Genomic DNA, 13093 nt, shown 5'->3' with positions numbered 1-13093 from the left:
ACCCGGCCGGCGATCACCCCAGACGACCTTTCCCCGGCCCCCATCACCTCCACCGCCGACATCCCACAGAGCCCCGGCGCTGCAATCTCCCCCGCCGACACGCCCCTCAGTTCCGGCACTGCAAACCCCACCGCCGACGCTCCTGCCCACAGCCCCGCCGTCCTCACCACAACGCCGATCACGGACGTCACCGGCGATCAACTTTCCCTGCTCGGCGACTTGGAAGACCCCACCGACTCCGACCGATCCGACGTCGAGCCCACCGACTCCGACCTGTCCGACGGCGAGCCCACCGCCGGCCCGCCCAGCGCCGACGCACCCGACGCCGACCTGACCACCGCTGCCGACGTACCTCACCTCGCCAGCGTCATCCCGCTCCGCCGCCACCTGACCGCCGTCCCCACACCCACAGACGCCGACGACCGCCAGCCACCCGGCGACGCCGACATCTCCACAGCCGCAGGCACCCCCACACCCGCAGGCACCCCCACACCCGCAGGCACCCCCACACCCGCAGGCATCCCCACAACTACCGACCTCTTCGCACCAGCCGACTCGCCCGCCGCCGGAGGCGCCGCGCAGTCGTCTCCCACAGCCGCCACCCCAGGTACCCCCGGCGGACCCGCCGTGACAATCCTCGGCTCCGAGCCGCACGTCGACCTCCCCCGCGCCCAAGCCTCCGTCCTCCGCGAGCGCGAAGCAGCCGACGTCGCCGCCATCATCGACCAAGCCCTACGCGACAACTGGCAGATCTACGACGAGAAGACCACCACCTGGCGCCCCGCCGGCGCCGGCGACATCGCCGTACTAGTCCCAGCCCGTACCTCGCTCCCGTTCCTCGAGGAAGCCCTAGACCGCGCCGACATCCCGTACCGCGCCGAAGCCAGCTCCCTCGTCTACCAAACCGCCGAAGTCCGCGACCTGCTCGCCTGCGCCCGCGCCCTCGGCGACCCCAGCGACCAGCTCGCCCTAGTAACTTCCCTCCGCTCACCCCTGTTCGGCTGCGGCGACGACGACCTCTTCACCTGGAAGCGCTCCGGCGGCTCGTTCAACCTGACCGCGCCAGTCCCCGACTCCCTCCTGACTCACCCGGTCGGCGAGGCGATGGAGTGGCTGCGCCGCACGTACTACGCCGCCCGCTGGCTGACCCCGAGCGAAGTACTCGCCAGGATCGTCGCCGACCGCCGCATGCTCGAAGTCGCCGCCACGGGCCCCCGCGCCCGTGACGCCTGGCGCCGGGTGCGATTCGTCGTCGACCAGGCCCGCGCCTGGTCCGAGGTGGAGCACGGCGGCCTGCGTTCGTACCTCGCCTGGGCCGCGCATCAAGGCGAAGAAGCCTCGCGCGTCGCCGAAGCCGTCCTGCCCGAGACGGACGCGGACGCGGTACGGGTGATGACGATCCACGCCGCCAAGGGCCTGGAGTTCCCGATCGTCATCCTGTCCGGCATGACCGCCGCACCGAACCGCCAGCGCGGAGTACAGGTGTTGTGGCCGGCCGAAGGCGGTTATGCGGTGAAGCTGCGGTCGTCCGTCCAGACCGAGGACTTCGATCTCGTGCAGCCCGTCGACGAGCAGATGGACGACTTCGAACGCCGCCGACTCCTGTACGTCGCTGCCACCCGCGCGCGTGATCACCTCGTCGTGTCCTTGCACCGCTCCGGCAACCGCAAGCACTCCAGCAACGCCGAACTCATCGCCTCCGCGGGTGGCGTCGAGGCGGCCTCGGCCAACCTCTTCACCGGCCCAGCCGTCGTCGCAACCTCCAACGGCTCCTCCTCAGCCGAGGTCGCCCCACCGCTGAACCGCGCCGAGTGGAACGACCGCGTGTCCTCCGCCCGCCAAGCCAGCCGCAAACGATCCGCCCAAAGCGCCTCCGGCCTGGAGGGCACCGGCCCGGATGTCGCCCTCCACGATGCAGACCCGGGCGCCGCCAAAGCCCCTCGCGATGTCGAGTTGCCACCCTGGTCGAAGGGCCGCTACGGCACAGCCATCGGCCGAGCCGTCCATGGCGTGCTCCAGGTCGTCGACCTAGCCACCGGTGCAGGCCTGGATGCCGCAGTCTCTTCGCAGTGCATCGCCGAAGGCATCGTCGAGTACGCCGACGTCGTGACCGCGCTGGTCCGCTCAGCTCTCGCCTCGGAGGTTGTCCAACGAGCAGCCGCCCGCGAACACTGGCGCGAGTCGTACGTCGGCACCCTCCAACCAGACGGCACCGTCCTCGAAGGCTTCGTGGACCTCATCTACCGCGAGGACGACGGCAGCCTCATCATCGTCGACTACAAGACCGACGCGATTCCCGCGGCTGCCCTGGACACCCGAGTGGCCCACTACGCCCCACAGTTGCAGGCCTACTCGGACATCCTCCCCAACACCGGCCGCCCGATCCTCCTGTTCCTGGCCCCCACCACAGCCCACGCCCACCAGCTGTAAATCCACTTGCTCGCGTCACCTGACGACCTGCACGATCGAGGCATGACCACGACTCGTGCCCCTCTGCTATTGCCCTCCGCCACTGTTTCGGTGCGGGTCCAGCAGCAGACCGGCCGACTGCGGAGGCCTACCAACTCGCGGTCGTGACCGCGGCCCTCGTCGCGGGGCTCCTCGCCGGCTATGGCATCGCCATGCCCGTCGGAGCCATCGCGACCTACCTTGTGGCCCTCACCGCCCGCACTTCCCTGAAACTAGGCGCCTTCGCAGCCCTAGGCGTGGCGACAGCAGACGGCCTCTACGCCCTCATCGCCACCGCAGGCGGCTCAGCCCTGACCCCACTCATCGAACCAATCACCACCCCACTGAAGTGGATCTCGGTCTTAGTCCTACTGGCCTTGGCAACACGCGGCGCAACCACAGCCATCACCCAACATCGCCGCCTCCAGACCTCTCCCACGTCAGCCACCACCCCACCCAGCCCCACCCGCGCCTACTTCGCCCTGCTGGGCATGACCCTTCTCAACCCCACCACGATCATCTACTTCACCGCCCTTGTCCTAGGCAGCCAAGACGCCACCACCCCCACCCACCTAGAACAATCCATCTTCGTCCTAGCCGCCTTCACCGCCTCGGCCTCCTGGCAACTAGCCCTAGCCACCAGCGGCGCCCTCCTAGGCCGCCTCCTCACCACCCCGACGGCCCGCCTACTAACCGCCCTACTCTCCAGCCTCCTGATCACCGCCCTAGCCCTACACCTCCTCCTGACCACCCTCTGAACCCCAAGCGGCCCTAGGTCGGCACAACCGATCCAGGGCCGCACTACGATCCCCCAACATGGAGCCCTCAATGACTTCATCCACGCCCTACCGACAGGTCCGGGCGATGTACGACGAGACCACCATCGCCGTGTACCAGGCCTACCCACCCGAAATCGCCGAGCCCGCCTAACCCGCACCTCCCCCACCGAAGCCACCACCCTCCTCCCCACCGAGCACCCCTACCCCCTCCCCGACGAACTCGCCAAACGAAGCAGGAAGGCGAGCAACCGTCTGGCAAGGGTCATGTCGCCTCCGTTCGGTGATGGCTTGTGACGGAGAGTCTATGGAGAATGAAGTGAGCTGGAGGCGACTGGTTACAGGGTGTGGATAAGTGGGGATGTCACCCTGTGCCGGGGTACGGGTGGGCGTCCCCTACGATTCACCGCATCCGGATGTAGCTCGGATTCGGAGTCGGATGGCCCAGTCCGGCTGGCGGGTCTGCCACGAAGAGTGTGAGGGTGTGGCCATGAACATCGGTAGTCGGAAGATCGTCGTGGACGAGGCAATCGCGCAGCTGCGGCTGTACGCCGAGACGAACGGCGCGGTGCTGAAGTACTACGACGGTCTTCCCGGGATGACGAACGTCGGTGGCTCCGAGCCGGACAAGGTGACGCTGGAGGACCTGGCGCGCACGATGGTGGCCGGTTCCGACCTGCGGGCGGCGGACATTCCCTGGCTGCTCGAGGTGGAGGCCGAGAAGGAGTTCGCCGCGATCCCGGTGGACGCGCGGCTCGAGGACGCGGCGCCGGGGAGCGCGCTGTTCGAGGCGGCGAACGTGCTGGACGAGAAGTTCTCCGGGCACCGCGGGTTCGGGCACGCCAAGAAGGCGAAGCTGCTGCACCTCAAGCGGCCATATCTCTTCCCCGTCAGCGACAGCTTCATCCGGATGACCTACAGCAACGCGTCGGCGGGCGCGGACTTCCTGGCCGCCGTGCACAGCGACATGGTCAACCCGGGGAACGTTCGTGACTTCAAGCTGCTGCAGGTTCGGCTGATCGCTGAGCCTGCGACGTCGGCTGCGCGCGTACTGGCGGAGGCGCCGACGCTTCGGCTTCTCGACATCCTCGCGTCGCTGCTGGGCGAGGCCAAGTAGTTACATCACGCCTAGGCGGGCCAAGGGCTCGACTAGTTCTCGTTCCTCGTAGGAGAGGTGCGAGAGGAGGGTGTCGTCCAGGAGGTCTACGGCTGTGCGTAGGCCGGTGATGTCGCCTGAGCCGTCTACTAGGGCTACGAGCGCCTTGTCCACGCCTTCTAGGACGTCGTGGATGATCAGGTGCTCTTCCTGGAGGCGGTTCACTACTGGTGTCAGGGCGGGGTCTGCTCGGCGTAGGCGCGGGAAGAGTGAGGCGTCTTCTATTGAGTGGTGTGTCGTTACCAGGCGGCAGTAGGACTCGCAGTAGACGCCTAGGGTCCAGTTGTTCTGGCGCATGGTCATGGTGTTGATGTGGGAGCGGGCTTGGCCTACGTCTATCGAGCCGGCTGCTACCTGTTCGATGAGGTCTCGGATTTGGTCGAGTTCGGCGCGTAGGTGGTCGTGGACTTCGATGAGGTGCTGGCCTGAGGCCAGTTGGTGTGGTGCGTAGACGCGGTCGGGGTCGAGGGCTGGGCCGGTTGGGCGGGCTGCTTCGTCCCATGGCTGTACTGCGCTGCGCTTCGTCGCGGGTGGCGGGGTCGGCACCACGCTGAAGTTGCCGCGGGTGGCTGAGGCGCCGGTGGAGGTCGTGGTGGCGGCAGGGATGGAGGCGGTGCTGTCCGAGTGGGCGGGGGTGGCGGCTGGCGAGGGCGTGGCGCCGTTGGTGATGGCGAACGACGTGGTGGCGCGGGCGGCGGCTACTGACTCTCGGACTGCTTCGGCTACCTCGGCGAAGCGGCGGATGCTGTCGGGGTCGTCTGAGGCGAGGATGTAGGTGCTCATGCCCTCGGTCAGGGTCAGTTCGGTTAGTTGCTCGATCCAGAGGTCCTCTGGGCCCTGAAGGAAGCCGCCGTTGCCGTCGAAGCGGCCGGAGAGGTTGTAGAGGCGGCGGATGGCGGACGGGGCGCGCCCGGCCGCGGTGGCCGCCTCGTCGATGATTTTGTTCATCGCGGGGAGCTCCGACGGCGGCGCATAGCCGCTGGATGGCAGCCAGCCATCGGCGAGCCGGCCGGTCAGCGCGAGCATGCGCGGCTTGTAGGCGCCCAGCCAGATCTCCACGTCGTGCGCGGGCTCAGGGCCGCGCTTAGCCCCCGCAACCGTGTAGTGCTTACCCGCCAGGCGGATCCCGCCGCCAGTCGGAGTCCAGACCTCGCGGATGATCGCGATGGCCTCCTCCAGCGCAGTGATGCTCTCCCCTGTCGTCAGCTGCGGCCCAGCGTTGGCAGCGACGGCCTCCAGGAAGCCTCCTGCGCCCAGACCGAGCTCAACCCGCCCGCCGGTGATCCGGTCGAGTGTCGCCACGCTGCGGGCCAGGACGACCGGGTGCCGCAGCGGGAGGTTCGCGACGTTGGTGGAGACCTTCACCGTCTCCGTATGCGCCGCGATCACCGACAGCAGCGTCCAGGCGTCGAGCAGCCGCGGCTGGTACGGGTGGTCCTGCACGGTGACGAGGTCTAGCCCGACCTGCTCGGTCAGCCGCGCCAGCGCGATCACCCGCTCGGCGTCCTCGACCGCCGGCGTCAGGAACGTGCCGAAGACCAGCTCATGCCCGTAATCCATGCTCTACCCCAATTAGTTCGTGCCACGTAATATTGACCCGACGAACAAATTACTTCGTGCCACGAACAATCACAAGGGGAGCCCCGTGAAGGAGACGCTCGGAGCCGCCAGCGCCCTGGTCAGGCTGACCTTCCTGGTGCAGAACCTGTACGTCGAGGTCGGCCGCGGCTGCGATCTCACCCAGGCTCAGGCGCAGATGTTGTGCTCGCTCAGCGACCGCTCGGTCGGGATGGCGGAACTGTCCGGCATGCTCGGCCTGGAGCGGTCCAGCCTGACCGGGCTGGTCGATCGCGCCCAGCAGCGCGGCCTGGTGGTCCGGGAGAACAATCCGCACGATCGCCGGGCCGTCAAGGTGACGCTCACCGCTGAAGGAACCAGCGCTTTGAACAGGTTCCACGACGAGTTAACCAGGCGTCTGAGCGACCTCCTGCAGGACCTGCCCGCCACCGAGCGCGAGCGATTCACCAGGACGCTGGGCCGAGTCGTCGCCGGCGTACCCGCCGTGTTCGCGGACTGAGCCGATGATCCTCGACTCGGTGCTTGAGGCGATCGGCGACACGCCCCTGGTCAGACTGCGGCGCATCGTGCCGGACGGCGCTGCCCAGGTCCTGGTCAAGCTCGAGGGCGGCAACCCGACCGGCAGCTACAAGGATCGGATGGCCCTCGCCATGATCGAAGGCGCCGAGCGCCGCGGAGTACTGCGGCCGGGGCAGCGCGTGGTGGAGTTCACTGGCGGCAGTACGGGCTCCTCGCTGGCCTTCATCTGCGCGGTGAAGGGCTATCCCCTGTCGCTGGTGTCGTCGGACGCGTTCTCGCCCGAGAAGCTCCGCACGATGCAGGCGTTCGGCGCCGACCTGGTCGTAGTGCCGAGCGACCAGGGCCGCATCACGCCGGACCTGTTCGTCCGGATGCGCCACGAGGTCGACCGCATCATGGAGGCCGAGAACGCCTTCTGGACGGACCAGTTCAACAACACCGACGCCTTGGACGGCTATGCGGTGCTCGGCCGCGAGATCCTCGCCCAAACCGCCGGTACTACGCTCGACGTCTTCTGCGCCGCCGTAGGAACCGGCGGCATGCTGGTGGGAGTAGCCCAAGCCATACGCGGCAAGGTAGACCGCATCGTCGCGCTGGAGCCCGCAAGCTCTCCCATGCTCACGGCCGGCTTCGGCGGCCCACACCGCGCAGAAGGTACTGCGACCGGCACCATCCCACCGCTGCTCACCCCAGGCAGCTACGACGAAGCCCGCGCACTGGAGGAACCAGAGGCCCGGGAGTTGGTGAAATCCCTCTCCCGCCTAGAGGGAGTCTTCGCCGGCACCTCATCTGCCCTCAACGTGCTCGGAGCCATCCAACTGGCCACCGAACTCACTCCAGAGCAAACAGTGGTCACCGTGGCCGCCGACACCGGCCTCAAGTACCTAGCCGGGGACCTCTACCTCTGAGAACGCCTGGTCCAGTGTCAGCCCACGCCCAAGCTCGTACTGCGTAGCGAACGCCGAGTCGCCAAGAGCATCCCGCGCGGCCGCGGCAGCACGCTCGATGTCGGTCCCTTCCGCCGCCGTGACCACATACCCCTCAGCGGCGCGCACCGTCGCCGCAGCGCCCAGCAGACGCGCCGCCACAACCTTGTCCCCGGCAGAGGCCGCTAAGCCTTCCAGCGCCCAGCACATCCCCCGCTGCGACTCGTATTCCCGCGAGACCTCAAACGCCTCGACATGCAGCTCACGAGCCCCCTCCAGGTCACCCTGGAGCTCCAGCGCGTATCCCAACTCCTCCAGCGCGATCGACAGATGCAGCACCACGTCATCCTGCTGACGAGCTGAATCGACCATCGCCTGCAACCTCTTCTGCGCCGACGCCAAGTCCCCCGTACGCCGGTCCGCAAAGCCCAGCACGAGCCCCGCCAGCGCCTGGGTCGGGTGATGCCCTTGTTCGGTTGCCAGCCGCAAGCACTGCTCGCCGAGCTCCCGAGCCTGGCCGTACTCCCCCTGCCGGAGCGCGGTCCACCCCAGCCAGCCCAGCTCGCCGGCGACCTCGACCCACAGGCCGAGCTCCTCGGCCATGTGCAGGCCCTCGGTATGGAGTCGCGCAGCCTCGTCGAAGTCCCCCGCCAGCTCCGCCAGTCCCCCAAGCCAGCCAATAGCCTGCAGCAACCCCCAACGATCGCCTAGCTCCCGGAACAGCCGCGCACTCTCGTTACCGTCCCTCTCAAGGCCCGCCACATCGGCTCGGACGTGCGCAAGCTTCGCCCGGGCTACCAAGACCGCAGCAATCCCCCAGCGGTCTCCCGCCTCCTCGAAGGACTTCAGCGCGCTATCCAGCAACTTGGAGCAGGTCGGCAGATCACCCACGTCAGTACCGGTGAAGGCGAGCCACCACTCACCCCTGGCGTCGGCGGCAGCCAGGACCCGATCACGGACAGCCGGGGCCTCATTGTCGCCCTGCAGATACATGAACCCAGCAAGCCAGACTGTCGCCCGTGGACTCGCCACAGCCTCCAGCGAGCGTCGCGCCTCGGCGAACCGGCCCCGAAGGAACCAGTACCAAGCCAGCGCGTCCACAAGTCGCTCAGCCAACGACAAATCCCCGCCGGCGACAGTGTCGTCCAGCGCAGCCCGGAGGTTACCTGCTTCGGCATCGAGCCGCTGGAGCCACCTGCTCTGCTCAGGCCCATACAGATAAGGCCGAGCAGCCTCAGCGAACGCCACGTAGTACAGGTGATGCCGTTGCCGGATCTGCTCGAGCTCGCCGGCTTCACGCAGCTTGTCGACGCAGTAGGCCGCCACTGACTCGAGGAGCCGGTACCGCGGGCCGTCCGCGCCGTGCACGGACACCACGAGCGAGCGATCCACCAGCCGCATCAGTACGTCGAGCACGTCAACGCCTTCTTCGGAGCACACCTGCTCGGCCGCGTCCGCAGTACAGCCGTCTGTCTGTACTGCGAGGCGTCGGAGTACGGCCTGCTCTGTCGGAGACAGCAGGTCCCAACTCCAGTCGATCATCGCCATCAACGTCTGCTGCCGCGGTGCAGCACCTCTGTGCCCGGTTGCGAGCAGCCGGAACCGGTCGTCGAGCCGAGCAACCAACCCGTGCACCCCAAGAGCACGCACCCGAGTAGCTGCGAGCTCAAGAGCGAGCGGGATGCCGTCCAGCCGCCGACAAAGTACAGAGACCGCTTCAGCAGTCTCACGGTCCAGGACGAAGCCGCGATCAGCAGCGGCCGCACGGCTGACAAACAGCTGGACAGCAGCCGCCTCACGAAGCTCAGCAAGCGCAGCAGCGGGAGCAGGCACCTCCAGCGTCGGCACACTCCACACAGCTTCGCCAGTCAGCCCCAGAGGCTCCCGACTCGTCGCCAAAACCCTCAGACCGGGCGCAGCCGCCAGTAGCTGGTCAGTGAGCGCTGCGGCTTCCTCCACCACGTGCTCGCAGTTGTCCAGCACCAGCAGCAGCTCCAACGACTCCAACGCCGCCGCCAACCCACCAGAGCCTGCCGCATCCCTCAGATCCAAAGCAGCCTGTACTGCGTCCGCCAGCGCCCCGGCAACGTCGAAAGCATCAGGAGCCACCGCAGCCAACTCCACGAGGATCACGCCATCGGGGAACCGATCCACCAGATCCCCTGCCACAGCAAGCGCCAGACGGGTCTTGCCCACTCCCCCAGGTCCCGTCAGCGTCAGCAGGCGGTCATCCCGCAGACGCTCCTCGATCTCAGCGATTGCCCCCACACGCCCGACCAGTGCTGTGAGTTGAGCCGGCAGGTTGTTCCGCCGCTGCTGCTGAGGGAGCTCCTGGCTCAGGATCGCCTGCTGGAGCTCAGCAAGCTCCGGAGTCGGGTCCAGGCCGAGTTCGTCTGCCAGCAGGGTCCTCAACTGCTCATAGCTCTCGAGAGCCTCGCTCTGCCGCCCGGCGCGATACAGCGCCTTCATGTGGACCGCGCGTAACCGCTCGCGCAACGGATGCTTGGCCAGGAGATCCGCAAGCTCACCGACGACCTGGTCGCCACGGGCCACCCTTGCCTCGAAGTAGTCCTCCTGCGCAGTGAGCCGCTGCTCGCTCAGGCGGGCCACCGCCGTCTCCGCGAACGCCTCATCGGCGAAGTCCGCATAGGCAGGACCACGCCACAGTGCGAGGGCCTCCTCCAGCCGTCCCTGCTCCAGGTAGGTGGCGAACCTCAGGGCGTCGTACGAGCCGCTGTCGAGCTTCAGCGAGTACCCGGCTGGGCCGGAGACCACCAGAGCACGGCTGCCCGGCTCGGCGTCGTCGAAAGCGCGCCGCAGTTGTGAGACCTTGGCGGACAGCGTCCCACCAGGGTTGCCGGGCAGATCCTCGCCCCAGAGGTCGTCGATCAGGCGGTCCGCCGGGACCGGGCGCCCCTCGTGCACGAGCAGATCGGCCAGCAGGGCGCGCACCTTGAGGCCTGGGACAGTGACCGGCTCGCCGCCGTCTGTCCAGGCCGTCACCGGTCCGAGGACCCCGAAACGCATGGGCGCACCCTATCTTTCCGGCCGTCCTTACGGCCGGAGCCCGAGCGACCGGAAAGAAACCGTAAACCCCTTCCGGCAGTGTCTTCCTCAACAGCACCGAACAACACAGCACCGAACAACACAGCACCGAGGGAGGTGAGCAGGGATGACCCTACGACTCGCAGTGATCATCGGCAGCACCCGCAACGGACGCTTCGGCCCCACAGTGGCCGACTGGTTCACGCGGCAGGCGGCCAAGCGAGCAGACCTCGACCTGGACGTGGTCGACCTCGCCACTGCGAACCTGCCCGACACGCTGGCCGACACGGACGAGCCGACACCGGCCGAGGTCGCAGTACTGGCTCCACGGCTGGCTGCTGCGGATGCGTTCGCGGTGGTGGCTCCGGAGTACAACAGCAGCTTTCCGGCGCCGCTCAAGACCGCACTCGACTGGTACTACGAGGAGTGGCACGCCAAGCCCGTCGTACTGGTCACCTACGGCCGGGAGACCGGAGGCCTGTACGCCGCCGCACAGCTACGGCAGGTCTTCACCGAACTGCACGCCGTGACGATCCACAACACCGTCACGCTGCCCTGCTACTGGGAACAGTTCGCCGCCGACGGCAGCTGGCCCCGCCCGAGCGCCGGCTACGACGCCTCGGTCAAGAACGCGCTCGACCAGCTCGTCTGGTGGGGCGAAGCACTCCGGGACGCTCGCACCACGCGCCCCTACCAACCCTGACAACGCACTACAGCCACGAAAGGCAAGACCATGAGGAAGCTGATCGAGTCCACCTTCATGACGCTCAACGGCGCCATCGCCAACCCGCAGAACTGGAGCGGCCCGTACTGGGACGACGACCACACCACCTACAACGCGAGCCTGATGGAGAACACCGACGCACTGCTGCTCGGCCGGGTCACCTACGAAGGCTTCGCCGAGGCCTGGTCGCAACGCAGCGGCGACCCGTTCACCGACAAGATCAACTCGATGCCGAAGTACGTGGCCTCCAGGACGCTCAAGGACACGACCTGGAACGCCAAGGTGCTCGAGGGCGACGCGGCGGAGGCGGTCAAGGCGCTCAAGCAGGAGGAGGGCGGCGACCTGCTGAAGTACGGCACCGGCTCCTTCTCCAAGACGCTGCTCGACCACAAGCTGGTCGACGAGTACCACTTCTGGATCTTCCCGGTACTGGCCGGCGGTGAGCGTCTCTTCAGCGACATCGACGTCGACATCACCCACCTCGAATTGCTCGGCACGACCACCTTCAAGTCCGGCATCGTGGTGCACAAGCTGGCCCCGAAGGCCTGAGCACCACACCAGCGTCCGGAGAGCCCCACTGGGTTCTCCGGACGTTTTGTCGTGGGTACCGGGACCCTACGGGGGACGTGAGGCGCGCTGGGAACCGAACCGGCCCGCCGGCAACAGGTCCTCGCGGTCCACTCAGATCGCAGGGCTGACATCTGAGGACTGGAGATCCGATGGGAACCGTCATCACCGTCATCGTGATCGCCCTGGTCGTGATCGCCGCAGCCGCGGCGTTGTTCGCGTACCAGCGGCGGAAGTCCGGCCAGCTGCAGGAGCGGTTCGGCCCGGAGTACGAGCGCACGATCGAGCAGTCCGGCGACCGCCGGTCCGCCGAACGCGATCTACGGCAACGTGAGCAGCGGCGCGCCAAACTGGACGTCCACCCGCTGACCGGCGAGTCGGCCGAGCGGTACCGGACCGAGTGGCTGACACTGCAGCAGTCGTTCGTCGACGCTCCGGCCGACGCCGTGGAGCAGGCCGACCAGCTTGTACTGCGGATGATGCGCGAGTCCGGCTATCCGGTCGACGACTTCGACCAGCGGGCCGACGACATCTCTGTCGACCACCCGGACGTCGCGCAGAACTACCGCCAGGCGCATGCCGTGGCGGTCGCCCAGACCCGCGGCGAGGCCGATACCGAGGACCTGCGCCAGGCAGTCACGGCGTACCGGCGGCTGGTCGAGGTACTGCTCGACGACGACGGCCGCAGCCTCAACGGCCGGCACCACACCGGACCGAGGGAGCAATCATGACCACGCGTGACCACGACCACGACCGCCCGCTCGACGACAACCGGCTGGTAGACGACAACCGCCCGCTGGACGACAACCGGCTGGTGGACGACGACAGGCCGCTCCGCGACGACGGGCGGCAGGATGACGAGGGCAGCGGCCTCGACGCCGGCCGCGGCTGGCAGGACGATCCCACCCCGACCGACGACCGTACTGCGGACGCCGGCGACCAGGCTGACCAAGTAGGTCAAGCAGACCGGACCGATCAAGCAGACCGGACCGACCAGGTCAGCAGCTCAGCCGACGACCCGCTGGTCCCGACCGACGCATCGGTCGACTTCAAAGCCCGCTGGAACGTCATCCAGCAAGGCTTCGTCGACGACCCGCGCGCCGCGGTGACCGACGCCGACAAGCTGGTGAGCGACGTCCTGCAACGCCTGTCGGCCACCTTCGACGAGCAGCACCAGGGCCTCGAGAGCCAGTGGGCGAACGGCGAACCCTCCACCGAGGACCTCCGCTCGGCCCTGCAGCGCTACCGCGCCTTCTTCGAGCGCCTGCTCACCCTCTGACCCCGTACTGCCGGAGCGCCGCGGCCAGGCTCTCGACCTCGGCTGCGGCGCCGGGCGGCACGCAGTACTGCCGGT

Annotated in this window: 12 protein-coding genes; 10 read left to right on the top strand and 2 right to left on the bottom strand. The window is 67.8% G+C overall.

Features of this window, described 5'->3' with window-relative positions; translation table 11 throughout:
* The 4 genes from ABD255_RS16555 to ABD255_RS16540 all read left to right on the top strand — a co-directional run.
* Positions 1-2430 (top strand): UvrD-helicase domain-containing protein (locus ABD255_RS16555; RefSeq protein WP_344214716.1); only part of this gene is annotated, 2430 nt, incomplete at its 5' end.
* A gap of 143 nt (positions 2431-2573) precedes the next feature.
* Complete coding sequence (locus tag ABD255_RS16550) at positions 2574-3206, top strand: LysE/ArgO family amino acid transporter (RefSeq protein WP_344214714.1); 633 nt, start codon at positions 2574-2576, stop codon at positions 3204-3206.
* A 70-nt stretch (positions 3207-3276) separates the two neighbouring features.
* A complete protein-coding gene (locus ABD255_RS16545; RefSeq protein WP_344214712.1) occupies positions 3277-3378 on the top strand; it encodes a DUF4291 family protein in 102 nt (33 codons plus the stop codon).
* A gap of 336 nt (positions 3379-3714) precedes the next feature.
* Entirely contained in the window at positions 3715-4341 is a 627-nt protein-coding gene (locus ABD255_RS16540) for a DUF6308 family protein (RefSeq protein ID WP_344214710.1), read from the top strand.
* Here ABD255_RS16540 and ABD255_RS16535 read toward each other — a convergent pair whose 3' ends face one another.
* A complete protein-coding gene (locus ABD255_RS16535) occupies positions 4342-5940 on the bottom strand; it encodes an LLM class flavin-dependent oxidoreductase (RefSeq protein WP_344214708.1) in 1599 nt (532 codons plus the stop codon). It abuts the gene before it with no gap.
* Positions 5941-6025: 85 nt separating this feature from the next.
* On the opposite strand from ABD255_RS16535, the gene ABD255_RS16530 reads away from it, so the two are divergent.
* Positions 6026-6457, top strand: coding sequence for a MarR family winged helix-turn-helix transcriptional regulator (locus tag ABD255_RS16530; protein WP_344214706.1), 432 nt, complete (start codon positions 6026-6028; stop codon positions 6455-6457).
* 4 nt (positions 6458-6461) lie between these two features.
* Entirely contained in the window at positions 6462-7385 is a 924-nt protein-coding gene (locus ABD255_RS16525) for a PLP-dependent cysteine synthase family protein (protein WP_344214704.1), read from the top strand.
* On the opposite strand, the gene ABD255_RS16520 is transcribed toward ABD255_RS16525, so the two are convergent.
* Positions 7362-10430 (bottom strand): AfsR/SARP family transcriptional regulator, encoded by a 3069-nt coding sequence (locus ABD255_RS16520; protein ID WP_344214702.1) that lies wholly within the window; start codon positions 10428-10430, stop codon positions 7362-7364. The two genes, ABD255_RS16525 and ABD255_RS16520, sit on opposite strands and share 24 nt — an antisense overlap.
* 145 nt (positions 10431-10575) lie before the next feature.
* On the opposite strand from ABD255_RS16520, the gene ABD255_RS16515 reads away from it, so the two are divergent.
* The 4 genes from ABD255_RS16515 to ABD255_RS16500 all read left to right on the top strand — a co-directional run bounded on the left by ABD255_RS16515 (position 10576) and on the right by ABD255_RS16500 (position 13018).
* Positions 10576-11151, top strand: coding sequence for an NADPH-dependent FMN reductase (locus tag ABD255_RS16515; protein ID WP_344214700.1), 576 nt, complete (start codon positions 10576-10578; stop codon positions 11149-11151).
* 30 nt (positions 11152-11181) lie between these two features.
* Positions 11182-11721, top strand: coding sequence for a dihydrofolate reductase family protein (locus ABD255_RS16510; RefSeq protein ID WP_344214698.1), 540 nt, complete (start codon positions 11182-11184; stop codon positions 11719-11721).
* A 170-nt stretch (positions 11722-11891) separates the two neighbouring features.
* Entirely contained in the window at positions 11892-12470 is a 579-nt protein-coding gene (locus ABD255_RS16505) for a hypothetical protein (RefSeq protein ID WP_344214696.1), read from the top strand.
* Positions 12467-13018 carry a hypothetical protein gene (locus ABD255_RS16500; RefSeq protein ID WP_344214694.1) on the top strand — a complete coding sequence of 184 codons (552 nt, stop codon included), beginning with the start codon at positions 12467-12469 and terminating at the stop codon, positions 13016-13018. Before ABD255_RS16505 ends, ABD255_RS16500 begins: the two co-directional genes overlap by 4 nt.
* The last annotated feature ends 75 nt before the right edge of the window (positions 13019-13093 follow it).

The sequence above is a fragment of the Kribbella sancticallisti genome (genome assembly GCF_039530625.1).
In the GTDB taxonomy this organism is placed as follows: domain Bacteria; phylum Actinomycetota; class Actinomycetes; order Propionibacteriales; family Kribbellaceae; genus Kribbella; species Kribbella sancticallisti.
Note: the sequence above shows the minus strand (reverse complement) of the source record. Positions and strands in the feature narration are given on the sequence as shown.